Annotated in this window: 23 protein-coding genes and 3 tRNA genes; 15 read left to right on the top strand and 11 right to left on the bottom strand. The window is 65.6% G+C overall.

What is annotated here, in order from left to right; genetic code table 11:
- The first annotated feature begins 11 nt into the window (after positions 1-11).
- The 4 genes from bioB to AC4D6D_RS11850 are packed head-to-tail and all read left to right on the top strand — an operon-like array spanning position 12 to position 4,297.
- The gene (gene bioB, locus AC4D6D_RS11865; RefSeq protein WP_491325434.1) at positions 12-1,064 is read left to right on the top strand and encodes a biotin synthase BioB; all 1,053 of its coding nucleotides are present in this window, start codon (positions 12-14) and stop codon (positions 1,062-1,064) included.
- 54 nt (positions 1,065-1,118) lie between these two features.
- Entirely contained in the window at positions 1,119-3,143 is a 2,025-nt protein-coding gene (locus AC4D6D_RS11860; protein WP_491325433.1) for an ATP-binding protein, read from the top strand.
- Entirely contained in the window at positions 3,144-3,515 is a 372-nt protein-coding gene (locus tag AC4D6D_RS11855) for a tRNA-binding protein (RefSeq protein ID WP_491325432.1), read from the top strand.
- Positions 3,515-4,297: a thioesterase family protein gene (locus tag AC4D6D_RS11850; RefSeq protein WP_491325431.1), complete on the top strand. Its 783-nt coding sequence runs from the start codon at positions 3,515-3,517 to the stop codon at positions 4,295-4,297. The genes AC4D6D_RS11855 and AC4D6D_RS11850 overlap by 1 nt, the downstream gene beginning before the upstream one ends.
- A 60-nt stretch (positions 4,298-4,357) precedes the next feature.
- On the opposite strand, the gene AC4D6D_RS11845 is transcribed toward AC4D6D_RS11850, so the two are convergent.
- The 3 genes from AC4D6D_RS11845 to AC4D6D_RS11835 all read right to left on the bottom strand — a co-directional run bounded on the left by AC4D6D_RS11845 (position 4,358) and on the right by AC4D6D_RS11835 (position 7,898).
- Positions 4,358-5,752, bottom strand: coding sequence for a peptide MFS transporter (locus tag AC4D6D_RS11845; protein ID WP_491325430.1), 1,395 nt, complete (start codon positions 5,750-5,752; stop codon positions 4,358-4,360).
- Between the two features lie 464 nt (positions 5,753-6,216).
- Entirely contained in the window at positions 6,217-7,326 is a 1,110-nt protein-coding gene (gene aroB / locus AC4D6D_RS11840; RefSeq protein ID WP_491325429.1) for a 3-dehydroquinate synthase, read from the bottom strand.
- Positions 7,317-7,898 carry a shikimate kinase gene (locus AC4D6D_RS11835; protein WP_147215472.1) on the bottom strand — a complete coding sequence of 194 codons (582 nt, stop codon included), beginning with the start codon at positions 7,896-7,898 and terminating at the stop codon, positions 7,317-7,319. The genes aroB and AC4D6D_RS11835 overlap by 10 nt, the downstream gene beginning before the upstream one ends.
- Positions 7,899-7,956: 58 nt before the next feature.
- On the opposite strand from AC4D6D_RS11835, the gene AC4D6D_RS11830 reads away from it, so the two are divergent.
- The 4 genes from AC4D6D_RS11830 to AC4D6D_RS11815 are packed head-to-tail and all read left to right on the top strand — an operon-like array spanning position 7,957 to position 12,448.
- Positions 7,957-8,115, top strand: coding sequence for a hypothetical protein (locus AC4D6D_RS11830; protein ID WP_491325428.1), 159 nt, complete (start codon positions 7,957-7,959; stop codon positions 8,113-8,115).
- Positions 8,112-10,001 carry a hypothetical protein gene (locus AC4D6D_RS11825; protein WP_491325427.1) on the top strand — a complete coding sequence of 630 codons (1,890 nt, stop codon included), beginning with the start codon at positions 8,112-8,114 and terminating at the stop codon, positions 9,999-10,001. The genes AC4D6D_RS11830 and AC4D6D_RS11825 overlap by 4 nt, the downstream gene beginning before the upstream one ends.
- A gap of 5 nt (positions 10,002-10,006) precedes the next feature.
- A complete protein-coding gene (locus AC4D6D_RS11820) occupies positions 10,007-10,879 on the top strand; it encodes a tyrosine recombinase (protein WP_491325426.1) in 873 nt (290 codons plus the stop codon).
- 51 nt (positions 10,880-10,930) lie between these two features.
- Complete coding sequence (locus tag AC4D6D_RS11815; RefSeq protein WP_491325425.1) at positions 10,931-12,448, top strand: M48 family metalloprotease; 1,518 nt, start codon at positions 10,931-10,933, stop codon at positions 12,446-12,448.
- A 228-nt stretch (positions 12,449-12,676) separates the two neighbouring features.
- On the opposite strand, the gene AC4D6D_RS11810 is transcribed toward AC4D6D_RS11815, so the two are convergent.
- Positions 12,677-12,862 carry a Flp family type IVb pilin gene (locus tag AC4D6D_RS11810; RefSeq protein WP_491325424.1) on the bottom strand — a complete coding sequence of 62 codons (186 nt, stop codon included), beginning with the start codon at positions 12,860-12,862 and terminating at the stop codon, positions 12,677-12,679.
- 501 nt (positions 12,863-13,363) lie between these two features.
- Here AC4D6D_RS11810 and AC4D6D_RS11805 point away from each other — a divergent pair.
- From AC4D6D_RS11805 to AC4D6D_RS11790, 4 genes are all read left to right on the top strand, one after another.
- Entirely contained in the window at positions 13,364-13,741 is a 378-nt protein-coding gene (locus tag AC4D6D_RS11805; protein WP_491327244.1) for a (deoxy)nucleoside triphosphate pyrophosphohydrolase, read from the top strand.
- Positions 13,742-13,785: 44 nt separating this feature from the next.
- Positions 13,786-13,862: transfer RNA gene (locus tag AC4D6D_RS11800), tRNA-Arg, on the top strand.
- A 42-nt stretch (positions 13,863-13,904) separates the two neighbouring features.
- Positions 13,905-13,981: transfer RNA gene (locus tag AC4D6D_RS11795), tRNA-Arg, on the top strand.
- Between the two features lie 58 nt (positions 13,982-14,039).
- Positions 14,040-14,116: transfer RNA gene (locus tag AC4D6D_RS11790), tRNA-Arg, on the top strand.
- A gap of 142 nt (positions 14,117-14,258) precedes the next feature.
- Here AC4D6D_RS11790 and AC4D6D_RS11785 read toward each other — a convergent pair.
- Positions 14,259-14,864, bottom strand: coding sequence for a hypothetical protein (locus AC4D6D_RS11785; protein ID WP_147215454.1), 606 nt, complete (start codon positions 14,862-14,864; stop codon positions 14,259-14,261).
- Positions 14,865-15,261: 397 nt separating this feature from the next.
- On the opposite strand from AC4D6D_RS11785, the gene AC4D6D_RS11780 reads away from it, so the two are divergent.
- From AC4D6D_RS11780 to AC4D6D_RS11770, 3 genes are all read left to right on the top strand, one after another.
- Positions 15,262-16,788, top strand: a complete 1,527-nt coding sequence (locus AC4D6D_RS11780) for a phospholipase D-like domain-containing protein (RefSeq protein WP_491325423.1) — start codon at positions 15,262-15,264, stop codon at positions 16,786-16,788.
- Complete coding sequence (folE, locus tag AC4D6D_RS11775) at positions 16,785-17,393, top strand: GTP cyclohydrolase I FolE (RefSeq protein WP_491325422.1); 609 nt, start codon at positions 16,785-16,787, stop codon at positions 17,391-17,393. The genes AC4D6D_RS11780 and folE overlap by 4 nt, the downstream gene beginning before the upstream one ends.
- 190 nt (positions 17,394-17,583) lie before the next feature.
- A complete protein-coding gene (locus AC4D6D_RS11770) occupies positions 17,584-18,981 on the top strand; it encodes a hypothetical protein (RefSeq protein WP_491325421.1) in 1,398 nt (465 codons plus the stop codon).
- Here AC4D6D_RS11770 and AC4D6D_RS11765 read toward each other — a convergent pair whose 3' ends face one another.
- The 6 genes from AC4D6D_RS11765 to cpaB are packed head-to-tail and all read right to left on the bottom strand — an operon-like array spanning position 18,982 to position 25,557.
- Complete coding sequence (locus tag AC4D6D_RS11765) at positions 18,982-19,995, bottom strand: type II secretion system F family protein (RefSeq protein WP_147215448.1); 1,014 nt, start codon at positions 19,993-19,995, stop codon at positions 18,982-18,984.
- A gap of 9 nt (positions 19,996-20,004) precedes the next feature.
- Entirely contained in the window at positions 20,005-20,976 is a 972-nt protein-coding gene (locus tag AC4D6D_RS11760) for a type II secretion system F family protein (RefSeq protein WP_147215446.1), read from the bottom strand.
- Between the two features lie 29 nt (positions 20,977-21,005).
- Positions 21,006-22,280: a pilus assembly protein CpaE gene (locus AC4D6D_RS11755; protein WP_491325420.1), complete on the bottom strand. Its 1,275-nt coding sequence runs from the start codon at positions 22,278-22,280 to the stop codon at positions 21,006-21,008.
- 3 nt (positions 22,281-22,283) lie between these two features.
- On the bottom strand, positions 22,284-22,925 hold the full coding sequence (locus AC4D6D_RS11750; protein WP_491325419.1) for a CpaD family pilus assembly protein: 642 nt from the start codon (positions 22,923-22,925) through the stop codon (positions 22,284-22,286).
- Positions 22,926-22,939: 14 nt separating this feature from the next.
- The gene (locus AC4D6D_RS11745) at positions 22,940-24,475 is read right to left on the bottom strand and encodes a type II and III secretion system protein family protein (protein WP_491325418.1); all 1,536 of its coding nucleotides are present in this window, start codon (positions 24,473-24,475) and stop codon (positions 22,940-22,942) included.
- Between the two features lie 59 nt (positions 24,476-24,534).
- The gene (cpaB, locus tag AC4D6D_RS11740; protein ID WP_491325417.1) at positions 24,535-25,557 is read right to left on the bottom strand and encodes a Flp pilus assembly protein CpaB; all 1,023 of its coding nucleotides are present in this window, start codon (positions 25,555-25,557) and stop codon (positions 24,535-24,537) included.
- Positions 25,558-25,637 lie beyond the last annotated feature (80 nt).

The following is a 25,637-nucleotide window of genomic DNA, read 5'->3' as shown; positions in this document are numbered from 1 at the left end:
GAGGAATGACTATGACCGAGACCCCCGCCGTCACTGCACGAAACGACTGGACCCGCGAGGAAATCGCGGCGCTGTTCGACCTGCCGTTCACCGAACTGGTGTTCCGCGCCGCCGAAGTCCATCGCGCCAGCCATCCGCACAACGAAGTGCAGCTTTCCACGCTGCTTTCGATCAAGACCGGCGGCTGCGTGGAAGACTGCGGCTATTGCTCGCAGTCGGTTTCGGCGAACAGCGGCGTCAAGGCGACCAAGCTGATGGAAGTGCAGCAGGTGCTGCAGCGCGCGGCGCAGGCGGCGGACCAGGGCTCCACCCGCTTCTGCATGGGCGCCGCCTGGCGCAACCCCAAGGACCGCGACATGCCCGCCATCATCGAGATGGTGAAGGGCGTGCGCGCCATGGGCATGGAAACCTGCATGACGCTGGGCATGCTGACGCCCGATCAGGCGGACATGCTCTCCGAAGCGGGCCTCGACTACTACAACCACAACATCGACACCTCGCCCGAGCGTTACGATCAGGTGATCACCACGCGCACGATGGACGACCGCCTCGATACGCTGTCGAACGTGCGCATGGCGGGCATCAACGTCTGTTCCGGCGGCATCGTCGGCATGGGCGAGACGCGCGCCGATCGCGTGGGCTTCGTCCACACTTTGGCGACGCTGCCCGATCACCCGCAGTCGGTGCCGGTCAACGCGCTGGTTCCGGTGAAGGGCACGGTGCTGGGCGACATGCTTGCCGACACGCCGCTCGCCAAGATCGACGACGTGGAATTCGTGCGCACCGTCGCGGTCGCGCGGATCACCATGCCGCTGTCGATGGTGCGCCTCTCGGCGGGGCGCGAATCGATGTCCGAAATGACGCAGGCGATGTGCTTCATGGCTGGCGCGAACTCGATCTTCACCGGCGACAAGCTGCTGACTGCGCCGAACTCGGGCGACGACAATGACGCGGCGATGTTCGCGCGCCTCGGCATCAAGCCGATGGCGATCGAACTCACCGAGGCTCAGGTCGAAGCCCAGCGCATGCCCAAGGGCTGTGCGAAGCTGGAAGCTGCGGAATAGATGTAAACCGGACGCGGCCTGCGAGGTCGGCGGCGGAATTTGAAAGGGACGGGTTTGTTCAAGAAAATCCTCATCGCAAACCGGGGCGAGATCGCCTGCCGCGTCATCAAGACCGCGCGGCGGATGGGCATCCAGACGGTGGCGGTCTATTCCGACGCCGATGCCCGCGCGCCGTTCGTGCAGATGGCCGATGAGGCGGTCCACATTGGCCCCGCGCCCGCCGCGCAGTCGTACCTGATCGCCGACAAGATCATCCAGGCCTGCAAGCAGACCGGTGCCGAAGCCGTCCATCCGGGCTATGGTTTCCTGTCCGAGCGGACCTCCTTCGCCGAGGCGCTGGCCGCAGAGGGCATCGCGTTCATCGGTCCCCCGGTGGGCGCGATCGCCGCGATGGGTGACAAGATCGAGTCCAAGAAGCTCGCCAAGCAGGCCGGGGTCAACGTCGTGCCCGGCTTCGTCGGCGAGATCGAGGATACCGAGCACGCGGTGCGTATCTCGAACGAGATCGGCTATCCGGTAATGATGAAGGCCTCGGCCGGCGGCGGCGGCAAGGGCATGCGCCTTGCCTATAGCGAGCAGGACGTGCGCGAGGGCTTCGAGAGCGTGAAGCGCGAAGGCCTGAACTCCTTCGGCGACGACCGCGTCTTCATCGAGAAGTTCATCCTCAATCCGCGCCACATCGAGATCCAGATCCTGGGCGATAAGCACGGCAACATTCTCTACCTGAACGAGCGCGAATGCTCGATCCAGCGTCGCCACCAGAAGGTGGTGGAGGAAGCGCCGTCGCCTTTCGTCACCGAGAAGATGCGCAAGGCCATGGGCGAACAGTGCGTCGCCCTGTCGCGCGCGGTGGGTTACTACTCGGCGGGCACCGTGGAACTGATCGTCTCGGGCGCGGACCCGACGGGCGAGAGCTTCTACTTCCTGGAAATGAACACCCGCCTTCAGGTGGAGCACCCGGTTACCGAAGCGATCACCGGCGTCGATCTGGTCGAACAGATGATCCGCGTCGCCGCCGGCGAAAAGCTGGAGATGACGCAGGCCGACGTGAAGATCGACGGCTGGGCCATCGAAAACCGCGTCTATGCCGAAGATCCCTATCGCGGCTTCCTGCCCTCGACCGGCCGCCTGGTGCGCTATCAGCCGCCGGTTGACGGCTGGACAGATGACGGCGCGGAAAACGGCCGCCGCGGTGTGGACGGTATTCGCGTCGATGACGGCGTCTACGAAGGCGGCGAAGTCTCGATGTTCTACGACCCGATGATCGCCAAGCTGATCACCTGGGGCGAGACCCGCGACGAGGCGGCGGACAAGCAGGTTGCCGCGCTCGACCTGTTCGAGATCGAAGGCCTTGGCCACAACATCGATTTCGTCTCGGCCATCATGCAGCACCCGCGCTTCCGCTCGGGCGAGCTGACCACCGGTTTCATCGCCGAGGAATATCCCGAAGGCTTCACCGGCGCGCCTGCTTCGGAGGAACTGAAAGGCAAGCTGGCTGCCGTCGCGGCCTTCGTCGCCACCGCGCGGGCCGACCGTGCGCGCCGGGTCGACGGCCAGCTGGCGCCGCGCCGTCTGGCACCGCCGTCGGAATGGACCGTCACCATCGACAAGGCGCCTTACGAGGTCGTCATCGACGATGAAGACGTCACCGTGAACGGCATCTCGGTTGATCTCGCGATGGAATATACGCCGGGCGACCGCATGATAGACGCCGAGATCGACGGCGAGGCCATCGGCATCCGCGTCGCGCCCACGCGCACCGGCCTGAAGATGACCACGCGCGGCTGCATCCACGACGTGCTGATCCTGCCCAGCCACGTGGCCTCGCTGAACCGGCACATGATCGAAAAGATCCCACCGGATCTCTCTAAGTACCTGATCTGCCCGATGCCGGGCCTGCTCGTGGCGCTTCACGTGGGCGAGGGCGACAAGGTCGAGGCCGGCCAGCCGCTCGCCGTGGTCGAGGCGATGAAGATGGAAAACATCCTGCGCGCCGAGAAGTCCGGCGTGGTCAAGGCCGTCAACGCCAAGGCCGGCGAAAGCCTTGCGGTGGACGCCGTGATCCTCGAAATGGAATAAATGCATCTCAATCACGACCCCGCAGCACCCGCGGCCGAGCAGATATCCTTCGAAGACTTCCTGAAAGTGGACATCCGCGTCGGCACCGTTGTCGCTGCGGAGGTCTACGAGGGCGCGCGCAAGCCGAGCTTGAAGCTGCGGATCGATTTCGGCCCCGGCATTGGCGAGCGCAAGAGCGTGGGGCAAGTCGCCATGCTCTATTCGCCTGAGGAATTGATCGGGCGGCAAGTGGCGGCGGTCGTGAATTTTCCAACGCGGCAGATCGGCAAGGCGCTGTCCGAGGCGCTGACGCTCGGCTTCGCGGACGAGGAGGGGCGTGTGGTCCTCTTCGCGCCGGACCAGATGGTGCCTAACGGTTCGAGGTTGTTCTGATGACGGGTTTTGCCGCGCTTCTGGCCGAGGCGGAGGAAATCGACGGCGGTTTCGCGTTCGATATCACCGATGACTGGCTTCAGGGCCGCACCGCTTACGGCGGGCTGACTTCGGCGCTGTCGCTGGCAGCGGCGCAGCGTGTCGATCCCGAATTGCCGCCGCTGCGTTCGGGTCAGTTCGCGATGATCGCGCCGCTGGCCGGCCGCGTGGAGGCGCGAGCGCGGATCGTGCGCAAGGGGCGCAATGCCACCTGGGTTGCAGCCGAGCTGTCGAACGAGAAGGGCGTCGGTTTCAGCGCCAGCTTCGTGTTCATGCGCCAGATCGAGAGCGCTGCCGATATCGCGGGTTATCCGCTGCCCGAGGGCACCAGTCCGGTCGCCGATGCCAGCCCGGTGCCGATGGACCATGCGCCGCAGTTCCTGAAGCAGAACTTCGATGCGCGCTTTGCCCTGCCGAAGTCGGCACTGGGCGAAGCGGATCTGTGCTGGTGGGTGCGGCTCAAGGCGCGCGAGAATCTCGACCCGGCGCTGGAGGCAGTGCTGATCGGCGATGCCTTGCCGACGGCGGTGCTGCCGCTGCTGGGCTTCCGCGTGCCGATCAGCTCGATGCAATGGCACGTCAACATGTTGGAGCCTGTGCCGACGACCGAGGACGGTTGGTGGCTGCTGCGCTCGACCAGCGAATTCGCGCGCAACGGCGGGGCGAGCGAGCAAATCCTTCAGTGGAATGCAGCGGGCAGGCCGGTGATCGCGGGGATGCAGTCGGTCGCGGTATTCGGCTGAGCGATTTTCCGCTTGAGCCCAAAAAGGCGCCCTTGCCTGAGCAGGGGCGCCTTTTTGCTATCAGGCCGATGCCGGCTCACCCGCGAGCGTCTTGCCCAGCGCGATCTTGAACGCGGCGAAGGCGATCAGGCCCACGGTGGCGGAACCTACGTGGAGCAGCCAGAACGACACGGTATCCATCGAGGAATACCAGCCGCCCACTTCGCCCACCACTTTGTTCGCGCCGAAGAAGGCCAGGTAGTAGATCCCCACGACCGTCGCGTTGAGCGCGCGCGGGGCGACCTTGGTGAACAGGGCGAGGCTGACCGGCATGATATGGGCGAAGCCGATCGAGTTGAAGAAGTGGAACATCACCGGCCAGAACAGGCCGATCTTGGCATTTCCGGCGGTCGCGGCGGCGATCACCAGGCACATGCCGCCCATCATGCTGAAGACCGAGCCGATGATCATCTTGCCCAGTTCGTCGGGTTCGCGGCCGGTGCGGGCGGAATACCACTTCCAGAACGCCGCCACGACGACCAGCATCGAGAAGCTGAGAGTGGCGTCGACGGTGATCATCCAGCTCGTGGGCAGGGTGTCGCCGAAGAAGGTGAGCTGGAACTTGTCGTCCGCCCATACGAGGTAGGCGTTGAAGATTTCCTGGTTGCTCATCATCGCGACGGCAAGCACCGGCACCAGCACGGCCAGGGCGCCGAGGCGCGGCCAGTCGGAGCGGGTCAGGCGGATCTTTGGTGCCTTTTCGCCCTTCGGGGCGCGGTTGTCGGCAGGGAGCCAGTGTCCGGCCTTGAGGTAGATGACCAGACCCAGCACCATGACGATCCCGGCGGTGCCGAAGCCGTAGTGCCAGCCCACCTTCTCGCCCAGCGTACCGGCGATCAGCGGGGCGGCGATCACCGAGACGTTGATGGCGATGTAGAAGATCTGGAATGCCATGGCGCGGCGCAGATCGCCGGGCTTGTAGAGTTCGCCGACCTGGCTGGCGATATTGCCCTTGAACAGGCCGACGCCGACCACCAGCGACATCAGCGCCAGCAGGAACATGCCCTCGAAAGCCATGAGGAAATGCCCGAGCGACATGACCACGGCGCCCGCGATCAACGTCGCCTTGCGGCCCAGCCAGCGGTCCGCGACGATGCCGCCGAGGATCGGGGTCAGGTAGACCAGCGAGGTATAATCGCCGAAGATCGCCGAAGCGAGCGGCTGCCCCTCCAGCCCGGAATAGTGCCAGCCACGCAGCCACGACAGGCCCACGACCTTGCCGATGTTCTCGGGCAGCAGCAGGTACTTGACCATATAGAGCACGAGCAGCGTCTGCATCGAATAGTACGAGAAGCGCTCGCAGCCCTCGACGAAGGAGAGATAGCCCAGGCCCTTGGGGTGGCCCAGGAAAGCGCGGTCGTTGCGCTCGATTTCCTCGGGGAAGTCGAGTTCGGGAGTGGCTTCTGAAAGTGTCATGGTGTCTAGTGCGACCCGGTACTTTTGTTATCCGAGGGCGCACCATAGTGGCGCGTCATTGTAATGTCACGTCGAGCAAAAGAGGCGGGCCGGGGCGGCGGTCCCAAGCGTCTTTGTTCAAACGGAAAAGGCGACAGACCCGATCGACCTGTCGCCTTCCCGTACGCCCCCGGACCTCGTGAAAGGTTCTGCGATCGGCGCCAAATTCCATTGCAGGAATGCTTCGGAAACGCAGGGCAAGCGCGACTCGTTGCCGCATACGCCGCATGCAGGGCACGGCACGCCGGAATTTCAACGGGATAGAGCCGTAAATTTGGCGCGCTCCACCGCCTATAGCACCTCGTCATCCTGAACTTGTTTCAGGATCCATTTCTGACCATCAGCGGCGGTTTGTTCGGCGACATGGATCCTGAAACAAGTTCAGGATGACGAGTGAGATAGGAAGGCTCAGCGTCGGCCGGGCATCAGTCTCGCGCCAATTCCTCGTCGAGGAACGCGGCGACGTCTTCCAGCGAGACCTGCTTGTCGAGGTAGGTCTGACCGATCCCCTTGAGCAGCAGGAAGGGCAGGGTACCGGCGTCCATCTTCTTGTCGTGCAGCATATGCTCGACGAGGCGGGCACCGTCGCAGTCGAGGCCGAGGGCCTTGAGGCTGGCAGGCAGGCCGATCTCGCCGATGTGACGGGCGATGTGCTCGGCGCTGGCACGCGGCATCAGCTCGCGGCGGGCGGAGTAGCGCGCCGCCAGCACCATGCCGAGGGCGACCGCCTCGCCGTGGAGCAGGCGCGTGGAGAAGCCGGTCTCGGCCTCCAGCGCATGGCCGAACGTGTGGCCGAGATTGAGCAGGGCGCGCCTGCCGGTCGTCTCGAATTCGTCTTCCGCGACGATCCGCGCCTTGCTCGCCACCGAATGAGCCACCGCATATTCGCGAAGCTGGCTGTCGCCCGCCAGCATCGCGGCGGCATTGGCGTCGCACCAGGCGAAGAAGTCGGCATCGTCGATGAGGCCGTATTTCACAACTTCGGCATAGCCCGCCAGCAGGTCGCGCTCGGGCAGGGTTTCCAGCGCCGAGAGGTCCGCCAGCACCAGCGAGGGCTGGTGGAACGCGCCGACGAGGTTCTTGCCGGCGGGGGTGTTGATCGCGGTCTTGCCGCCGACGCTCGAATCGACCTGGGCGAGCAGGGTTGTCGGCACCTGGATGAACTTGCACCCGCGCTTGAGCACCGAGGCGCAGAAGCCGGTGAGATCGCCGATGACGCCGCCGCCGAGCGCGATGATATGGTCGCCGCGCTCCACTTCGAGCGAAAGCAGCCAGTTTACCGTGGCGGCCAGTTCCTCCCACGATTTCGTGGCCTCGCCGGGGGGGAGGATGCGCCAGTGCGGCTCGTGGCCGTTGTCGCGCAGGCTGGCTTCGACCACCGCCCCCCAGGCGGCATGGACGTTTGCGTCGGTGATGATCGGCACGCCGCGCTTGCGCAGGCGCCCCCGGCAATGCGGCACGAGTTCGGCGAGCAGCCCGGCGCCGACGCGCACTTCGTAGGGGCGACCGGCGATATCGACGGGGATTACAGCCATTGCGAAATTCCCTGAAGGACGTTGTTGATCGTCTGGACGTGCGGACCGCTGTGACTCATGACGTGGATCGGGGCCAGCGAATAGTGCTGCTGCCGGTCCTCACGCAGCCGCGTGAGAATTTCGCGCGGATTGCCGCCTTGCAGCAGCGGCCGATTGTCCTTGCGCGCGGTGCGTTCGACCAGGGTGTCCACCTCGCTGTCGAGCCAGACGGTGATGGCCTTGTCCAGAATCAGTTGCCGCGTCACTTCGTTGCAGAAGGCGCCGCCGCCGGTCGCGATCACGCAGGGTCCGGCATGGGGTTTGCCCTCGATCAGGCGCGAGATCACCCTGCGCTCGCCGTCGCGGAAGTAGGATTCGCCGTAAGTCTCGAAAATTTCGGGGATGGTCATCTGCGCCGAGCGCTCGATTTCCTCGTCGGCATCGACGAAGGGACAGTCGAGCAGGGTGGCGAGGCGCTTGCCCACGCTCGATTTGCCCACGCCCATCATCCCGACCAGCACGATGGGGCGATCGATGCGCCGCGCGAGAGCGGCAATTTCCTGCGCGGAAAACCGGGTCTGTTGAACGTCCATTGCTCCATCGCCTATAGTTGCGCTAGGTCGCAGCGCAAGCATCGGTGAAGGAAGGCGAGTGACGATACCAAAACGCAGGCGCAAGTTCTCAGGCGTGGCTGCCGTTTCCATCGTCCTGCTGGCGATCGCGTTGATGGTTTTTGCCTGGACGAACGGTGGCCGCTCGCCGGTGCGCGATATCGTCCAGCCGGTTCCGGTGCCGGAGTTGCCGCAATGACCGTGCGTATCAGAACGCATTTCAGGGCATGGCACCTGCTGATCGGCGCTTCGCTCGCGCTGACTTCTGCATGGGCAGTGGCGCAGGACGCGCCGGAATCGCTGCTTCCGAAGATGTTCGACGAGCCCACGCCGACCCCCGCGCCCAGTCGTCCCGCCGCGACGAGCGCACCGGCTGCGCCCCGTCCCGCGACGACCAGCGTTTCGACGCCGGTTGTGCAGCCGCTGCCGGAACTGGCGCCGAGCTTCTCGCCCGATTCCTTCGTGACCGTCGATGCCGCGGGCAAGAGCACGCTGAAGCGCATGCCGACGCTGGAAGAACTCCAGAGCATGTCGCCCGAGGACTTCGAGCAGCTGCTTACCGACAAGCTCAATCTCGACATGCCCGCGGGCGCCCGCCGTTCGATGGACGAAGTCGGTCTTGTCGACGAGAGCGAGGGCGGCATGGCGGCAGGCTCGCTCGCCACGCAGAACCCCTATCTGGTGCAAACCGCGCTGGCTGCCAATCGCGGCACGCTGGTCTCGCGTTGGGGCCATATCCTGCTGCGCCGCGCGCTCGCCTCGCGCCTTCAGGCTCCGGCGGGGATGAGCCCGCAGCAATTCCTGGCGCTGCGCGTCGGCCTGCTGATTCGCATGGGCGAGAGCGACGCCGCGCGTGCGGTGATGCAGGGCCTCGATATCTCGAACTTCACCCCGGACATCACCCGCGAGGCGTTCGACATCTATCAGCGCACCGCCGACTTCACCGGCATGTGCCCGGTGCTCTCGATTCAGGGGGCGCAAGGTGCGGGAATCGAGTGGAGCGCGGCCCAGTCGATCTGCGATGCCTTCCGGGGCAGCGGCGCGGCGGCGCTCTCGCGGCTGGAGAAGGCCCGCGTCAGCGGCAAGATGCCGCGCATCGATTCCCTGCTCGCACAGAAATACGCAGGCGCTGCCGGACGGTCGCGCAAGGCGGTGACGATCGAGTGGGACGGCGTCGATACGATGACGCCCTGGCGCTATGGCCTTGCCATCGGTGTAGGTCTCAACCCGCCGGAAAGCACGATGGTCGGTGCTGGCCCCGCCTACGACAGCATCACCGCGCTGGCGCCGATGGTCGGACTGTCGCGCCGTGCCGCCGCCGCCGACCGAGCCGGGGCGAGCGGGGTGCTCTCGAACGCGGCGATGGTCGACCTCTATTCGCAGCTCTACGCCGATCCCGACGTGACGGGAGACTGGCAGAAGCGGGCCGAGACGCTGCGTGATGCCTATGGCCTCGAATCCCCGTCGGCCCGTATCGCCGCGATGCAGACCTTGTGGACCGGCGTGAGCGGCCAGGCCGCTTATGCCCGGCAGGTGCTGACCGCCGCCGCCGCAGCGCGCATTGCGCCGAGCAAGGATCTGGAGAGCGATGCCGGAGCGTTGATCGCCTCGATGCTGGCGGCGGGCTATGACACCAATGCGCTGGCATGGTCGCCGATCGTGCCTTCGGGCAGTCAGGGCTGGGGGCTGCTGACTTTGGCGGCGCCGGGCCGCATTCGCGCGGTGGATACCGGAGCGGTCGACAGCTACTACGGCGACGACGAAAGCCAGAACAAGCGCAAGAGTGCGTTTCTCGTGGCGGGCCTCGCGGGGCTGGGGCGCATCGACGAGGGCGCGGCCACGCGCTATTCGAACGAGTGGGGCATGCAACTGGACAGCGCCACGCGCTTCACCACCGCGATCGAGCGGGCGGCGCGGGACGGCGATGCCGCCAGCGTGGCGATGCTGGCGGGCCTCGGCATGCAGGGCAGCAGCTGGCAGCGCATGACGCCGCGCTATCTCTACCACATCGTTTCGGCCCTGCGCACGGTCGGCCTCGACGCGGAGGCGCGGATGATTGCTGCGGAAGCCGTGGCACGGGCCTGATTTCCATGGCGGACAACGCCGAGCGGTTTCTGGCGATGCTGGCCGCCGAGCGCGGTGCGGCGGCGAACACGCTTGCGGCCTATCGCCGTGATCTTGCCGCGGCGGCGGAGGAACTCGGCGATCTCGCGGCGGCGGACGGTGATGCGTTGGCGGGGCTGGGGGAGGCGTGGGATGGGCTTGCCGCGTCCAGTCTCGCCCGTCGCTGCTCGGCGCTTCGGCAATTCTACGGTTTTCTGGTGGACGAAGGGCTGCGGGCGGACGATCCTTCCGGTTCGCTGCCCAAGCCGCGCACGCGTCGTCCGCTGCCGCGCCTGCTCTCGCATGAGGAAGTCGAGCGGTTCCTGACCACCGCCGAAGCCGAGGCGGCGAGCGAGCGTTCCGATGCAGTGCGGCTGCTGACGCTGCTGGAGCTGCTCTACGGCTCGGGTCTCCGCGCGACGGAGCTGGTCTCTTTGCCGCTGGCGGCGGTGCCGCGTGACGCGCCTTTCCTGCATGTCACCGGCAAGGGCGGGCAGCAGCGCATGGTGCCAGTGAGCGGACGCGCCCGCACGGTGCTCTCGCGCTGGCTGGCGGTGCCGCGCGGCAATTCGAAGTTCCTGTTCCCGTCGAGCGGGGAGAGCGGCCATCTGACGCGGGTGCGGTTGTTCCAGCTGCTGCGGGCCTTGGCGGTGCGGGCGGAAATCGATCCCACGCGGGTCTCGCCGCATGTGCTGCGCCATGCCTTCGCCACGCACTTGCTGGAAGGCGGCGCCGACCTCAGGGTGCTGCAGATGCTGCTCGGCCATGCGGACATCGCCACGACCCAGATCTATACCCATGTCGATTCCGCGCGCCTCGTCGCGCTCGTGAACGCGCGCCATCCGCTGGCGCGTGGGTGACGGGAACAAGCGCTTGCAGATCCCGTTGCAGAACGGGAAAGACCTGAAGGAATGTCCTTGGCGGAGGGGAATGCGGTGGTTGTAAGTAATTTGGTTCGGCGCAAGTGGAGCGCGATAACGGCGGCATCGGTACTCGCTCTCGCGCCGAGTGCTACCGGAGTCGCCGTTGCGGCGGCGGCCTATCCGGCTACCGTCAGCTCGATCAGCCGGGCCGACAAGGAGCAGGGCGCCAAGGCCCATCCCGATCTGCTGGCCGAGTTTGGTGGCGGCCTGACCGGGCCGCAGGCCGCCTATGTCGAGCAGGTCGGCAAGAACATCGCCGTGCAGTCCGGCCTGTCGAATGCGAAGGGCGATTTCACGGTCACGCTGCTGAACTCGCCGGTGAACAATGCCTTCGCGATTCCGGGTGGCTATATCTACGTGACGCGCCAGTTGACGGCGCTCATGAACAACGAGGCGGAACTGGCGGGCGTGCTCGGCCACGAGGTGGGGCATGTCGCGGCGCGTCACTCGGCCAAGCGGCAGCAGGCGGCCTCGCGCAACCAGTTGCTGGGAGCGCTGGGGTCGATTCTCTCGGGCGTGCTGCTGGGGGACAGTGCTTTCGGGCGACTCGGACAGCAACTGGCCTCGCAAGGCTCGCAGATGCTGACGCTCAAATATTCGCGAACGCAGGAGCTGGAAGCGGATCGGCTCGGCATTACCTACCTGAAGCGTGCTGGCTACGATCCGCGCGCAATGGCAACGGTGCTGAACAGCCTCGCGCGGCAGAACGCGCTCGAAGCGCAATTGCGCGGGAGTTCGAGCCAGGTTCCGCAATGGGCCTCGACTCACCCCGATCCCGCCTCACGCGTGCGCGATGCACTGTCGCTGGCAGGCAGTGCCGCGACCGGCACGACGAATCGCGACGTGTTCCTCATGCGGATTGACGGACTGGTCTATGGCGACGATCCCAAGCAGGGGATCATCGACGGCAGCAGGTTCACCCACCCGGACCTGCGCCTCGCGTTTCAGGCGCCGGAGGGCTTCTATCTGGTGAACGGCACGCAGGCGGTCTCGATCAATGGCGATTCGGGGAAGGCGCAATTTGCCGGTGGGCCGCTGGGGACCAGCCTCGATGCCTATATCCAGACGGTGTTTTCCAGCCTGACCGAATCGGGGCAGGCGCGGATCGAGCCGTCCAGTATCGAGCGGACCACGGTGAACGGGCTTACCGCCGCTTACGGCGTGGCGCGGGTGCAGGCGTCCAGCGGGCCGGTGGACGTGGCGGTGTTCGCCTACGATTTCGGGGGCGGTAAGGCCTATCACTTCCTGACGATCACGCGCGTCGGCGGGGCAGGGGTGTTCAACCCGATGTTCAAGAGCCTGCGCCGCATTTCCGCTGCGGATGCCGGACAGGTGAAGCCGCGTCGTCTGGCGGTGGTGACTGTAAAGGCTGGCGACACCGTGCAGTCGCTCGCGGCGCGCATGGCCTATACCGATGCGGCGCTGGAGCGGTTTCTGGTGTTGAACGGATTGGACAGCAATGCGCGGCTGGCAGCGGGGCAAAAGGTGAAGCTGGTGACGTATTGATGTTCAGCTTGGCGATTGTTCACCCGTTATCCTGAGGTCTCGCGCGCTCTATGACGTCACTCAGCACTGGTCATGAACCTCGCACCACGTCATCCTGAAACAAGTTCAGGATGACGTGGTGTATTGTGATGTGTTTGGGAGTGCCGACGTATTCTGCCATACGAAAAGAGCGGCAGGTTTCCCCACCGCTCTTCCAAAAAATCTGATTTAGAGAATTGGATCTCAGGCTCAGGTAGGGGCCTTGTCGTTGCTCGTAGCCATCTTGGTTTCGGCCTTGGTGAACGTCGTCGAAAGCTGCGAACCCAGGCCCTGCATGGCGGCAATGGCGGCAACGGCGATGAGGGCGGCGATCAGGCCGTATTCGATAGCGGTGGCGCCCTGTTCGTTGCGGCGCAGCTTGGCGAGAAACTTCATCTGATGTCTCCTGAATGAAAGCAATCTGGTGTACCCGGTCCGCCCCGCCCCCCGGCTTACCCTATGAGGCACTCGCTTCGGCGCTTTGGACAGGCTTGGAACTACGTCACAAGTGTTGAAGAAAACTTAAGCGAGAAACCTTGTTACTTTCCTGAGATCGCATCCGCGGACTTCTGGGAAACCCCGGTCCATAACCGGATCGTTTCCGATGCGACGCCATTCAGGGCGACGAGCATGACAAGTACGATCATGGCGAGGATAAGGGCATATTCTACTGCTGTAGCGCCGCGCTTATCTTGAGATATACGCTGGAGAATCGACTTTATAGCCATGATTGCTTGCAATGCCCCCGATATATTCCTGAAATACCATTTCATCGTTAAAGAGTTCCTAAAGGAGGGCGCGAAGCTGGAAAATTCTTTTACACCCCCGTCGCCCCCGCTGCTGCCTCCACTGTTGGTCGTGGCGGTGGCCCTGGTACGACCCGACGGACGAATCCTGATGCAGCAGCGGCCTGCCGCATCGATGCATGGCGGTCTCTGGGAGTTTCCCGGCGGCAAGGTCGAGCCGGGCGAGACGCCGGAGAACGCCGCCGTGCGCGAACTGCACGAGGAACTCGGCGTCGATCTCTCGCGGGATTCCCTACTGTCTGTCGGCTTCGCCAGCAGCGGCAGTCTGGCGCCCTCGGAAGGGCAGTCCGGCCGGGCGGTCGTCATTCTTCTTTATATATGCCGCGAATGGCGGGGTGAACCGCAGGCGCATGAGGCGCAGGCATTGGACTGGTGCAGCCTGGAGGCGATCCCGGATCTGGCGATGCCGCCGCTCGATTATCCGCTCGCTGCCAACTTATCCACATTCTTGCTCGGGAATGCGATATAGGCGTTGACGGCAGGGCGAACGACTCCTATTGGCGCCTCTCCAACGCGCCCGTAGCTCAGCTGGATAGAGCATCAGACTACGAATCTGAGGGTCGGACGTTCGAATCGTTCCGGGCGCACCATTCTCCTTCGGGGGTTTGGGCATTGGTTGGAAAATGAAATTTGCGCCCGTAGCTCAGCTGGATAGAGCATCAGACTACGAATCTGAGGGTCGGACGTTCGAATCGTTCCGGGCGCACCATTTCTCCTTCGCGGGCTTTTGTCCTGAAGTTGAAGTGGCACCACATAGGGCAAATTGTGCGCCCGTAGCTCAGCTGGATAGAGCATCAGACTACGAATCTGAGGGTCGGACGTTCGAATCGTTCCGGGCGCACCACTTGCAAGACATACGAAAAGCCCCGCAGAGCATGATGCTCCAGCGGGGTTTTTCGTATGCGTCGGCCTGCATGGCTTGAAAAGAAAAGGGCCGGGAACGCGGCTGCGCTCCCGGCCCTTTCGATTCGTGCCTTTACAGGCGCTTACTGGCCGCTGGGCGTCGCGGCGGCACCGGCGGTGGCCGAAGGCGCGGCCTGGGCGTCGGCGCCCGGCTGGCCGCCCGCGCTGGCCTGAAGCTGCGAGTTGAACGCCGTGGCGGTCATGCCCAGCGTCAGCGACTTGTCGGCGCCGAGACCGAAGTAGGACTTCTTGAGCTGCGCCACCGAGCCGTTGCTGAGCGTGACGAAGACGTCTTCGCCCTCGACCTTGCTCACGGTGCCGAGAACGACGCCGTCGCTGCTCTTGATCGGCTTGTCGGCGGCGAAGGCCGTGGCGAGTTCGGCGCTGCTCTCGGCCTTGGCGCCGTTCACGGCGGCTTCGAGATCGGCCTTGTTCATGCCGATCGTCAGGCCCTTTTCACGCGTCGCGAAGGAAGCGACCGGCAGGCCGGCGCGCGCAGTGCCGGTGTTGACGGTAACGACGCCGCTCTGCACCGCTTCCACGGTGCCGACTTCGGAGCCATCGGGGCCATAGACCTTGGCGCCCACCGTCGGTGCGGCGGCAGCGGTTGCGGCCGTGCCCTGCGCCATGACGGCAGCCGGGGTTAGGGTCGCGGCGGCGATCGCGGCGGCGATGAGAGATTTCTTCATGGCGTACTCCTTCTCGATGCGAAGACCGATCTGCGGCCTCCGGCTCGGGGGGCTTCCGATACGCAGTCGCACGTGCGGAAGCGTGAATGGTGGTCCGGAAAAGTCACGACCCGGACTGTTTGTTCCGACCCGAAGGTCGGAAAATCCCGCTCCGCATCTCATGCGACAAGAAGGAGCGGGGTTAACGGTGCATGTTGCACACGCGAAACGGAATGGCCCCTGAATGGTGCCGGATCAACCGCCAAAATGGCGCTTTTCTGCGATGAAACGGCGGAAATCCGCCAGTTCGCGTCTGGGGCGGCGGCAGGCTGTGCCGTCTGTCAGACAAATGGGGGAGGGAACCCTCGTTCATCTGAATGCTTGATCCGCTGCAACGGGTGCTCCAGCAAGGCAGGTAATGATACAGGAATCGGCTAACGGCGAGCACGGGGTGTCGCCATCGGTCTGGCGCTACGCCATGGCGAAGCGCGCCTATGTGGTGATCGACGCGGCGGACTATTTCGAACTGATGCGCGGGATCATGGAGGACGCGCAGCAGCGCATCTTCATGATCGGCTGGGATTTCGATTCGCGCATCCTGCTTTCGGAAGGGCGGCGCTGGTGGCAGCGCGGACGGCGCAAGCGGTTTCCGGCGCGGCTCGGGTCCTTCATCGTGTACCTGGTCAGAAGCAATCCGCGGCTGGAGATTCTGCTGCTCAAGTGGAACCTCTCGCTGATGAAGTCGCTGCTTCGCGGCACGATGCTGATCGATCTCGTGCGCTGGGCCTTGCGCAAGCGAATCGACTTCAAGTTCGACGCGGCGCATCCGGTGGGGTGCAGCCATCACCAGAAGATCGTGGTGATCGACGATGTCTTCGCGGCCTGCGGGGGGATCGACATGACCTCCGACCGCTGGGACACGCCCGACCACTTGCCGAACGACACCCGGCGTCGGCGTCCGACCGGCAGGCTCTATGGCCCGTGGCACGACGTGACGATGGTGATGGAAGGCGAGGTTGCCGCGGCGCTGGGCGATCTCGGGCGCGAGCGCTGGAAGGTGGCGGGCGGGGCTGAGCTGGCCCCCTGTGCGCCGCAGGACTTCAGCCCATGGCCCGATGGTCTCACGGCCGAGTTCGAGAACGTCGAGATCGGCATCGCCCGCACCCGCGCGGAATATGGCGACTGTCCGCAAGTCAGCGAGATCGAGGAACTCTTCGTCGAGCAGATTCGGCGGGCGAAGAGATTCATTTATGCGGAGACGCAGTATTTCGCCTCAAGGGCGATAGCGGAGGCGATCTGCGAGCGGCTGCTGGAACCCGATCCGCCCGAATTCGTCATCATCAATCCGCTCACCGCCGACGGCTGGCTGGAGCAGATCGCAATGGACACTGCGCGGGTCGAACTCGTGCATACGCTGAACGATGCCGATCATGCCGGTCGTTTCCGCATCTTCCACCCGGTCGCCTCGGATGGGACGCCGATCTACGTCCATGCCAAGCTGATGATCGTCGACGATGAGATCCTGCGGGTCGGATCGGCCAATATGAACAACCGTTCGATGGGGCTCGATTCCGAGTGCGACGTCTTCATCGACGCGGCGCGCCCGGCCAACGGCCATGTCTCCCCGGCGATCACCGGGCTGCGCCACCGCCTGCTTGCCGAGCACTGCGGCGTGAGCGAGGAAACCATCGTCGCGGCGCTGGATCGCCAAGGTTCGATGCTCGCGGCCATAGAAAGCCTTGTGCCTTCGGGCAAACATCTCGAACCCTTGCCCTTGAAACATCTGTCCGAAGCTGAAAGAGCGCTCGGTGAAAGTGCTCTGCTCGATCCGGAACGTCCCGGTGAGATGTTCGAGCCGATCGAGCGGCGCGGTCTCTTCCGCCGCAAGGGGCAGCTCATGCGGCTGCGCCTCATGGACAGATTGCGAAGGAGTAAGAAGGGATGAGCAGCCTAGACGGTCCCGACGAGGACAACCCGCTGGGCAAGCCGGCCGTCCCCGAACACGTTCAGGACGCGATTCGCACGCTGATCGAATGGGCCGGTGACGATCCGTCGCGCGAAGGGCTGCTCGACACGCCCAAGCGCGTGGCGCGCGCGTGGAAGGAATATTGCCAGGGATATGGCGAGGACCCGGCGGTGCATCTCAGCCGCGTGTTCGAGGAAGTCGGCGGCTATGACGAAGTCGTGCTGCTGAAGGACATTCCGTTCCAGTCGCACTGCGAGCATCACATGGCCCCGATCATCGGCAAGGCGGCGATCGCCTATCTGCCGAAGGACCATGTCGTCGGGATCTCGAAGCTGGCCCGCGTGCTGCACGGCTTCGCGCGCCGCCTCCAGATCCAGGAGCGCCTGACCGCCGAAGTGGCGCAGTGCATCTGGGACCATCTCCAGCCGCAGGGCGTGGCCGTGGTGATCGAGGCGAGCCATGCCTGCATGACCGCGCGCGGCGTGCGCACGCCGGGCGTGAGCATGATCACCAGCCGCATGATGGGCACGTTCCTCGACGACGAGCGCAGCCGCAAGGAAGTGCTCAGCCTGATGGGCTACTGATGGGCTGCTGAGTTCCGGCGCAATTATCCCCGTTTCCGGGCGGGTTTCCGGCGCGGAGGGCTTGCAGAGTCCTCCGGGCTGGGGAAGCAAGGGCCGGACGCGGAGACTTCTGCCGAAGGCTGGCGCATGGGCTCCGGGGGACAGAATGAGCGGACGGATCGAAGGCGCTGAAACGAGAAACGGCGGGCGAATGGCCCGCTGGCTTCCGGTGCTCGTGCCTGCGGCAATGCTGGCGGCTTTGCTGTTTCGAAGCGTCTGGGACGTCGATATCTTCTGGCAGCTCAAGCTGGGCGAGATCATTCTCGATCGCGGCGGCCCGGTCTGGCGCGAGCCGTTTGCCGCGCTTCATCTCGGAGAGCCGCTTCCCGCCGTCGGCTGGCTGGCGCAGGCGAGCATGGCCTTCGTGCGCAGCCATGGCGGCTGGGGAGCCTTGCGGGTCTATGATGCGCTGTGCTGGCTCGGCGGTTTCTGGGCGGTTGCGGCGGCCTGCCGTTGGCGCGGTGCCTCGCGGGGAGCGGTCGCCCTGGCACTTGTTCTGTCCTTCGCCGCCGCCTTGCCGACCGCCAGTATTCGGCCGCAGAGCTATGCCGCGCTGTGCTTCGGACTGTTGCTCGCGCTGCAACGCCTGAACTTGCGGGCGACGACGACGGTCGCGCTCGGCGTACCGCTGCTGGTGCTGTGGCAGAACCTTCATCCCTCGGTCAGTGTCGGGATTCTGGCACTGGGCCTGCATACGGCGGCGGGTGGCCTCGCATGGCTACGCGATCGCCGCCGAGCGCTGCCGATAGCTTCGGCGATCCTGACGGTCGTGGCGGTGGCCGCTATGTTCGCGACACCGGACGGCTTTTCGGTGCTGACGATCTCCGCCACCAATGCCGAGATGAGCCTCGCCATCGGCGCCAGCGAATGGCGGCCGTTGTGGATCGAGGGGAACTGGCTCAACGCCGTGCCGGTGCTGATGACGGCGCTTGCCGCGCTGCTTCTGCTGGCGCGCAAGGCGCGGCGCGTCGATCCTGCCGAGCTTCTGGTGGCGCTGGCGCTGTTCGTCCTGACCGCGACGGCCTATCGTTTCGTGCTGTTCTGGGCCGTCGCCATGGTGCCGGCCATCGCGCGCGCGGGGGGGCGCATCGGCGATGGCAAGGACCCCGAAAGCGGCGATACAGGCAGGCTGACGATCGCTGCGGTGGTTCTCGTCGGCGTGGCGATGCCCTTCCTGGTACCAACCCATTTCGCGCCGAACATCCCGCTCGGCGCGGTCGCCTATCTCAAGAAGCAGGGCGTTCGCGGCACCGTCTATGCCGATTTTCCCTTCGGCGGGGCGGTCATCGATGCCGGATGGCCGCACTGGCGCGTGGCCTACGACGGTCGCTACTACCGCTATGCGCGCGAGGAATGGCAGTACAACGGCGGGATCGAGAACGGCTACGTCCCGCTCGTCGACGTCATCGCCAAGTGGCACCCTGCGGCTTTCGTGATCCAGGAGGAGCACAACGCGCCGCTTGCCGGGGAACTGGCCCGCTCGCGGCGCTGGCAGCGGATCTATCGCGGGCCGGACGGCGTGCAGGTCTACGTGCCCTGTCGGCGCTAACTACTTCGGTGCTTGGGGTTCGCCGGTGGAGAAGGCGTCGGCGATCGAGCAGGCCGCCGGGCCGAGAATGACCACGAACAAAGTCGGCAGGATGAACAGGATCAGCGGCACGGTCATGATCGCGGGCAGGCGCGCGGCCTTTTCCTCGGCGCGCATCATGCGCTCGTTGCGGAACTCGGCCGAGAGCACGCGCAGGGCCGAGGCGAGCGGGGTGCCGTAGCGCTCGGTCTGGATCATCGTGGTGACGACCCCGCGCATCGCATCGAGATCGACGCGGTAGGCAAGGTTCTCGAAGGCCTGTCGCCGCTCGGTAAGGAACGAGAGCTCGATCGAGGTCAGCGAGAATTCCTCGCCCAGTTCGGGATAGGCGCGGCCCAGTTCGCGGGCGACGCGGTCGAAGGCGGCATCGACGGTGAGGCCCGCCTCGGCGCAGATCACCAGCAGGTCGAGCGCGTCCGGCAGGCCCTTGCGGAGCGCATGGGTGCGCTTGGTGATCATGTTCTTGATGAAGATGTCCGGCCCCTTGTAGCCGGCGATCAGCATCGCCGCGAAGCCCATGAACTTCTTGAAGCTGCCCCACTGCGGGAAATAGTCGATCCCGTAAATCACCAACGCCGCCATGCCGCCCATCACGATCGGGGCGACGAGCCGGGCGAAGACGACCGCGACGGCCCATTCCTTGTTGCGGATGCCCGCCTGCGCCAGCTTCTGCTCGATGACGCGCAGCTGGCTGTCCTGGAGCACTTTCAGTCCGCCCAGGAACGCGCCCATGCGGTCGGTCGTCTCGTTGCGGCGCACGACGCTCTGGCGCTTCCGCGGCGCGGCGGCGATCCCCGCCTTGAGCGCCTCGCGGCGCTGGTTCAGCGCCTTCACGCGCTTGGCCATCGGGTCGCGCACGGTCACGGCGGCGTAGATCGCCAGCATCACGGCGGCGGCGGCGACCATCGCCAGCAGCGTGCCGACGAAGATGACGTCGAAACCGAGAAGGGTGGGACCGGCGGGTTGGTCTGGCATGTCTCTCGCTCAGATTTCGAAGCTGACCATCTTGGCCATGATGAAGGCACCGATCCCCATCCAGATCGCGCCGCCGAGGCCGGCCACGGTCAGGCGGTCGTCGGTGAAGAACTTGCCGATGTAGCCGGGGTTGATCCACCAGATCATGAAGAAGACGATGAACGGCAGGGCGCCGACGATATAGGCGGAAGCCTTGGATTCCGAACTCATCGCGCGGATCTTGAGCTTCATCTGCGAGCGCTTGCGCAGCACGTCCGACAGGTTTGCCAGCGTCTCCGCAAGGTTGCCGCCGGTTTCGCGCTGGATGGCGAGGGTGATGCAGAAGAAGTTGAATTCCGGAATGTCGAGGCGGTCGGCGGTTTCCTGGAGCGCGTCCTCCATGGTCTTGCCGATCTTGATGCGCTCGGTGACGAGCTTGAATTCCTCGCCGACCGGACCGGGCACTTCCTTGGCGACGACGCCGAGCGTTTCCGTGACCGGCAGGCCGGAGCGCAGGCCGCGCACCAGCAGTTCGATGGCATCGGGGAATTTGCCGTTGAAGGCATTGGTCCGCCGCGCGATCATCTTGTTCAGCACGAAATGCGGAATGCCGAGGCCGACGAACAGCGCGAAGGCCAGCGCAAGCAGCAGCGCGCCGGTCTTGAGCAGCGTCAGCAGGAAGACGGCGGTGCCTACGCCCGCCGAGACGGAGAGGTACTGGTTCAGCGACCAACTCACGCCCGAACGGTGCAGCCGCAGCGCCAGCGCATCGATGCGCGAGCCGGAACCGGCAATCTTGTGGACCTTGGGGCGGCGCGCGGCGACGGCCTTGCGCATCTGCGCCTCGACCCGATCGGTGGTGCTCTGCGAATGGCGATAGCGGACGGACTTGAGGCGCCGCGTCGATTCCTTGGCGGGCGAGGGACCGGCAAAGGCGGTCCAGACCAGCGCCGCCACGCTCAGCAGGCCGACCGCCACCAGCAGAAGCTGCATCATGTTCATCGCCGACTCCCGAGGCCCCATGCGCGCCCTCAGCGGGGCGCGGCTTCCTTCTTCGCGGCCTTGCCCATGAAGGCCTTGAGATCGAGCTTGCCGAGCAGCGAGGGCTTGACGGCGGCGGCGCTCGCGGTGCCGCCGGTTTCCTCGAGGATCAGGCGGGAGAGGTCGCGCATGGCCGCACCTGCACGGTTGCTGCGGTTGGTGTCGGCAAAAGTCTGGCCCAGCTTCGCGGCCATCGATGCGGCCTTGAGGTCGTAGGGGATCGAGAGTTGCAGCGATGCCTCGATCGAGGCCTCGAAATCGGCCTTGGTGATTTCGGCGAGGCTCGGCTGGACCTTGTTGGCGACCACGATCACGCGGGCATGGGCAGCGTGGGTCTTGAGCCAGGACAACATGCGGATCGCGTCGCGCGCCGAGGCCAGCGTCAGTTCGACCACCAGCACCACTACGTTCACGTTGGCCACGAGCTGCGGGAAGTTGATCAGCATGTTGCGCGGCATGTCGATCACGGTCATCTCGAAGGCCTGCCGGAACTCTTCCTCAAGCTGGAGGAAGGCGGAGCCGTCGGTCATCAGCGGCGTGCCGATCGGCGCTTCGGCCGAGAGGATCGCGAGATTGTCGTTGGCGCGGATCATCGCGCGCTCGATGAACAGGCCGTCGATGCGGCTGGGGTTCTCGATCGCGTCGGTCAGGCCGCGTCCCGGTTCGAGGTCCAGGCAGAGCGCGCCGGTGCCGAAATGGATGTCGAGGTCGAGCAGGGCCGTCGGCAGCTTGTCGTCGGCGCTGAACAGCCAGGCGAGCGAGGTCGCCAGGGTCGAGGCGCCGACGCCGCCGCGTGTGCCGATCACGGCGGTCGAAATATGCGACTTGGCCGCGGCACCGTCCTGCACGCGCGGCGCGGCAAACACCGCCTGGGCCTGGGCCAGGGTGTCGCGCACGGTGCCGGGCGAGAGCGGCTTCAGCAGGTAGTCTTGAATGCCGCTGGCCAGCAGGTCGCGGTAGAGCCGCACGTCGTTGACCTGGCCTACGGCGATGACCACGGTGCCCGGCTCGCAGACTTCTGCCAGCGCATTGATGTCGTTCAGCGGATCGCCGCTTTCCGAAAGATCGACGAGCAGGATGTTCGGGCTGGCGGAGATCGACAGCGACTGGACGGCATTGCGCAGCCCGCCCTTGTTGCACTTCTCCGGCTGCCAGCCCATTTCGAGCGCGATCGGGCGCAGCACGTCGAGCGAGGCTTCATCGCACATATAGGCGGCGAACTGGTCGCGGCTGCCGGGGCCACCGGATTTCCAGGGTGCGTTCATGGCTCAGTTTGCCTTGCTGGAGGTCTGCTTGACATCGTTGCCGCCGGTCGCTTCCGCCTTGCGGTAGGCGTCGATGGCTTTCGAAGCGGTCATCACCGTGGTCTCGCCGGTGGACTCGGCACCGTGAACGAGGTCTTCCGGATTGGCGACCATCGCCGCGAGATTGGCATTGGTGGCGCAGCCGTAGTTGCTGGTCAGGCCGTTGTTCGGATTGAAGTCGCTGCGCGCCGACCAGTCCGGGCAACCGGGAACCGAGGCCTTGGAGCGGGCGACGACGATCCGGGCATTGCCGCCCTCGACATAGCCGTCCGTCACCGGCGCGCCTTCTGCCAGCGTCAGGCCGTAGCGTCCGGCCACGGCTTCCACGGCGCTGCGCACCGCGGGATTGGCGGAAGGATCGTCCACGAAGACGCGGTCGCCGTACTTCAGGCCCATGGCCTTGAACCAACCGGCAAGGCGGCCCTGTTCGCCCGAGCCGAGGCCCGCGCCGTCGGTCCGCACGTCGAGCGTGTAGTTTACGCGCTCGACCACCGGCTGGTGCACGCTGTTCATCGAGCGATTGGTCGGCATTCCGCCGCAACCAGCCAGCAGCAGGCCGAGCGAGAGCGCCAGCGATCCGGCGGCGAGACGGATGGGGGTAGGCATTGGTAGCATCTTTCTCACAGGCTGAAGCCGGGGCGGGGGCCGGTGTCCTTGCGGGTGTCGGCGGCGGAGCGCTTGGCTGGTTTGCCGGTCGCAGGTGCGGCTTCGCCGACGCTCGGCCCGCTGGCGGCGCCTTCCGAAGTGGCTTCGGGCCGCTTCTTGGCGCTGACGCCGTCGCTCTCCATGTTGCCGAGCACGCGCTGGAGATCGTTCGGCGCATTGAAGCCGTCGGTCGGCAGGGCGATCTTCGAGGCGTCCACCGGATTGACCAGATAGGGCGTGACGACGATGACCAGTTCGGTCTCGCCGCGGCGGTAGCTGGTCGAGCGGAACAGCGAGCCAAGGATCGGCAGGTCGCCTGCGCCGGGCAGCTTCTGAATGGTGTTCTGCGAGTTGTTGCTCAGCAGTCCGGCGATCATGAAGCTCTGGCCGGAGCCGAGTTCGACAGTCGTTTCGGTGCGGCGCACGGTGAGGGCGGGCACTTCGTAACCGTTGAAGTTGACCGCGCCCTGGCTGGACAGTTCGGAGACTTCGGGACGCACGCGCATCGAGATGCGGCCGCTCGCCAGTACGGTCGGCGAATAGCTGAGGCTGATGCCGTATTTCTTGAACTCGATCGAGGTGGTGCCGAGGGCCTGACTGATCGGGATCGGATATTCGCCGCCAGCCAGGAACTCGGCGGTCTCGCCGGAGAGCGCGGTGAGATTGGGCTGGGCGAGGGTGGTGACGAGGCCGATGGTCTCGCCTGCGTCCAGCGAGCCCAGGATGTTCACGCCGAACAGCTTGCCGGCCGCCGCGAGCGTGCTGCCTGCCGATGCCGTGCTCACGCTGGAACCCGGAACCTTGGTCCCGTCGGGAAGGGTGACTTCCACGGAACCGCCCACGCCCATGGGAAGGCCGGGCGAGTGCTGCTTGATCGTGCCCTGCCCAAGGCCGAACTTGAAGCCGCTGGAGCTGTCGATCGTCGACATGTTGACGGCCAGCGACTTCACCAGCGAGCGGCTCACTTCGGCGATGCGCACTTGCAGGTTGACCTGAAGCGGCGTGGCCTGACGCAGGCGACTGATGACGTTCGCCTCCTTGCCGACATAGGCCTGCACGAGACGCTCGGCTTCGGCGGCGTCTTCGGGTGTCTTCACGGTGCCGGTCAGCAGGAAAGTGCTGGAACCCATCGTCGAAACGCCGATCTTCGCCTCGGGCATGGCAAGGCGCAGCATGGCGTCCACGCTGTCGAGGTTGGAGCCGACGCGGACGGTCGCGGACCAGATCACCGCCCCCGCCGCATTGCTGGCATAGACGGTGGTGGTGCCGCCCGCCTTGCCGAAGACGTAGAGCTGGCGCGCGGACTTGACCTGCACGTCGGCCACCGCGTCATTGGCGACGAAGACGTCGGCCATGGCGCCCGGCACGTTGACGAGCTGGCCGTTCCCGATCGACAGCGAGACGTCCTGCACAGGGTTCACGACCGACTGGGCACGCGCCGGGGCCGCCACCGCAAGAGGTGCGAGCGCGCAGGCAGCGATCAGCAGGGACTTGAGAAGGCGCGTTTGCATCGGCTGGACCTTCGGCGAATGGAAGCGACCGGAGTGCGGCATGGGCGGGCGGGCAGTCATCAATGGCTACCCACGGATTCTTCGGTGGTCTCCTTGCCGCGCGTGACGCGCACCACCGGCCCGGTGCGGACGGGTGCTGCTGCGGCAGAGGGACCTTGCGGTGCGCTGGCGACGGCGGTGCGGGCGGCCACTTCCGGACCCGTCGCCGGGCGGCTGGAGCGCTGGAAACGCGAGACGTCGCCGCCGGTCATGTAGGTGGAGCTGCCTTCGATCGGGCGGTTCAGGGCATTGCGCATGAGCTGCTCTTCCTGCGCGCGCGTCGCGCCTTCGGGCACTTTCACGTCGCCGCTGGCGAGAATGCGCTCGAACTCGCCCTGGCTGTCGGCAATGGCGCGCAGGGAGAGGCTGAGCGTGCCGATCTCCTGCGCCACAGCCACTTTTTCGGCGATGCGTGGCGTCACTTCGAGGGTGACGGTGCTGAAGGCGTGAACCACGGTCTTGCCGTCCACCACTTCGTTGTCGGTGGCCTGGTCGGTCGCGAGCACGCGCAAGTTGCGCAGGATCGTTTCGGAGGCGCGCAGGGCCTGGCCGCCGTCGCTGCCGCTGACCTGCTGGGTCAGCACGAGATCCACATGATCGCCGGGGAAGACGAAGCCGCCGACGCCGGTCTTGGCGGAAACGGGGATGGTCACGGCGCGCATGCCCGGTCCGAGCGCGGCGGCGAGGAAGCCGCGGTCGCCGGGGGCGACGAGGGCGCCTTGCGTCACCGGCTGGCCTGCCGTGATCTGGAAGCGGACGACGGTGCCGAGCAGCTTCTGCATGTCGGCCTGGCCGTTGATGAAGTAGGCGTCCTTCACCAGCTCCTTCGGCCAGTCCTGATAGGACACGGCGTCGGCGGTGATGATCGTCCCCACCGGTAGCGCGCGCTGGGCGACGAGGACCTTGGGTCCGGTCGGCTGGGCAGTCGCCACGGCCTGCGCCTGCGGCGCGGCGGAACCGGCGAACATCGAGCGGGCACCCATTGCCGTCACCACTGCGATCAGCAGCGCGGCAACCAGCAGCACCAGCTTCTTCCTATCCATGTCTAAGCGACCCCTGAAAGGCTCCGAGACCGAACGCCCCTGTTCGAGATCTCTGGAGCAAGTGCGTATGCAATCGCGTT

It is taken from the genome of Novosphingobium sp. BF6 (genome assembly GCF_058273105.1).
Note: the sequence above shows the minus strand (reverse complement) of the source record. Positions and strands in the feature narration are given on the sequence as shown.

Coding starts and splice junctions, on each gene's coding strand:
- bioB (WP_491325434.1), top strand. CDS start 12: ATGACCGAGACCCCCGCCGTCACTGCACGAAACGACTGGACCCGCGAG.
- AC4D6D_RS11855 (WP_491325432.1), top strand. CDS start 3,144: ATGCATCTCAATCACGACCCCGCAGCACCCGCGGCCGAGCAGATATCC.
- AC4D6D_RS11850 (WP_491325431.1), top strand. CDS start 3,515: ATGACGGGTTTTGCCGCGCTTCTGGCCGAGGCGGAGGAAATCGACGGC.
- AC4D6D_RS11845 (WP_491325430.1), bottom strand. CDS start 5,752: ATGACACTTTCAGAAGCCACTCCCGAACTCGACTTCCCCGAGGAAATC.
- aroB (WP_491325429.1), bottom strand. CDS start 7,326: ATGGCTGTAATCCCCGTCGATATCGCCGGTCGCCCCTACGAAGTGCGC.
- AC4D6D_RS11835 (WP_147215472.1), bottom strand. CDS start 7,898: ATGGACGTTCAACAGACCCGGTTTTCCGCGCAGGAAATTGCCGCTCTC.
- AC4D6D_RS11825 (WP_491325427.1), top strand. CDS start 8,112: ATGACCGTGCGTATCAGAACGCATTTCAGGGCATGGCACCTGCTGATC.
- AC4D6D_RS11820 (WP_491325426.1), top strand. CDS start 10,007: ATGGCGGACAACGCCGAGCGGTTTCTGGCGATGCTGGCCGCCGAGCGC.
- AC4D6D_RS11815 (WP_491325425.1), top strand. CDS start 10,931: ATGTCCTTGGCGGAGGGGAATGCGGTGGTTGTAAGTAATTTGGTTCGG.
- AC4D6D_RS11810 (WP_491325424.1), bottom strand. CDS start 12,862: ATGAAGTTTCTCGCCAAGCTGCGCCGCAACGAACAGGGCGCCACCGCT.
- AC4D6D_RS11805 (WP_491327244.1), top strand. CDS start 13,364: ATGCAGCAGCGGCCTGCCGCATCGATGCATGGCGGTCTCTGGGAGTTT.
- AC4D6D_RS11785 (WP_147215454.1), bottom strand. CDS start 14,864: ATGAAGAAATCTCTCATCGCCGCCGCGATCGCCGCCGCGACCCTAACC.
- AC4D6D_RS11780 (WP_491325423.1), top strand. CDS start 15,262: ATGATACAGGAATCGGCTAACGGCGAGCACGGGGTGTCGCCATCGGTC.
- folE (WP_491325422.1), top strand. CDS start 16,785: ATGAGCAGCCTAGACGGTCCCGACGAGGACAACCCGCTGGGCAAGCCG.
- AC4D6D_RS11770 (WP_491325421.1), top strand. CDS start 17,584: ATGGCCCGCTGGCTTCCGGTGCTCGTGCCTGCGGCAATGCTGGCGGCT.
- AC4D6D_RS11765 (WP_147215448.1), bottom strand. CDS start 19,995: ATGCCAGACCAACCCGCCGGTCCCACCCTTCTCGGTTTCGACGTCATC.
- AC4D6D_RS11760 (WP_147215446.1), bottom strand. CDS start 20,976: ATGAACATGATGCAGCTTCTGCTGGTGGCGGTCGGCCTGCTGAGCGTG.
- AC4D6D_RS11755 (WP_491325420.1), bottom strand. CDS start 22,280: ATGAACGCACCCTGGAAATCCGGTGGCCCCGGCAGCCGCGACCAGTTC.
- AC4D6D_RS11750 (WP_491325419.1), bottom strand. CDS start 22,925: ATGCCTACCCCCATCCGTCTCGCCGCCGGATCGCTGGCGCTCTCGCTC.
- AC4D6D_RS11745 (WP_491325418.1), bottom strand. CDS start 24,475: ATGCAAACGCGCCTTCTCAAGTCCCTGCTGATCGCTGCCTGCGCGCTC.
- cpaB (WP_491325417.1), bottom strand. CDS start 25,557: ATGGATAGGAAGAAGCTGGTGCTGCTGGTTGCCGCGCTGCTGATCGCA.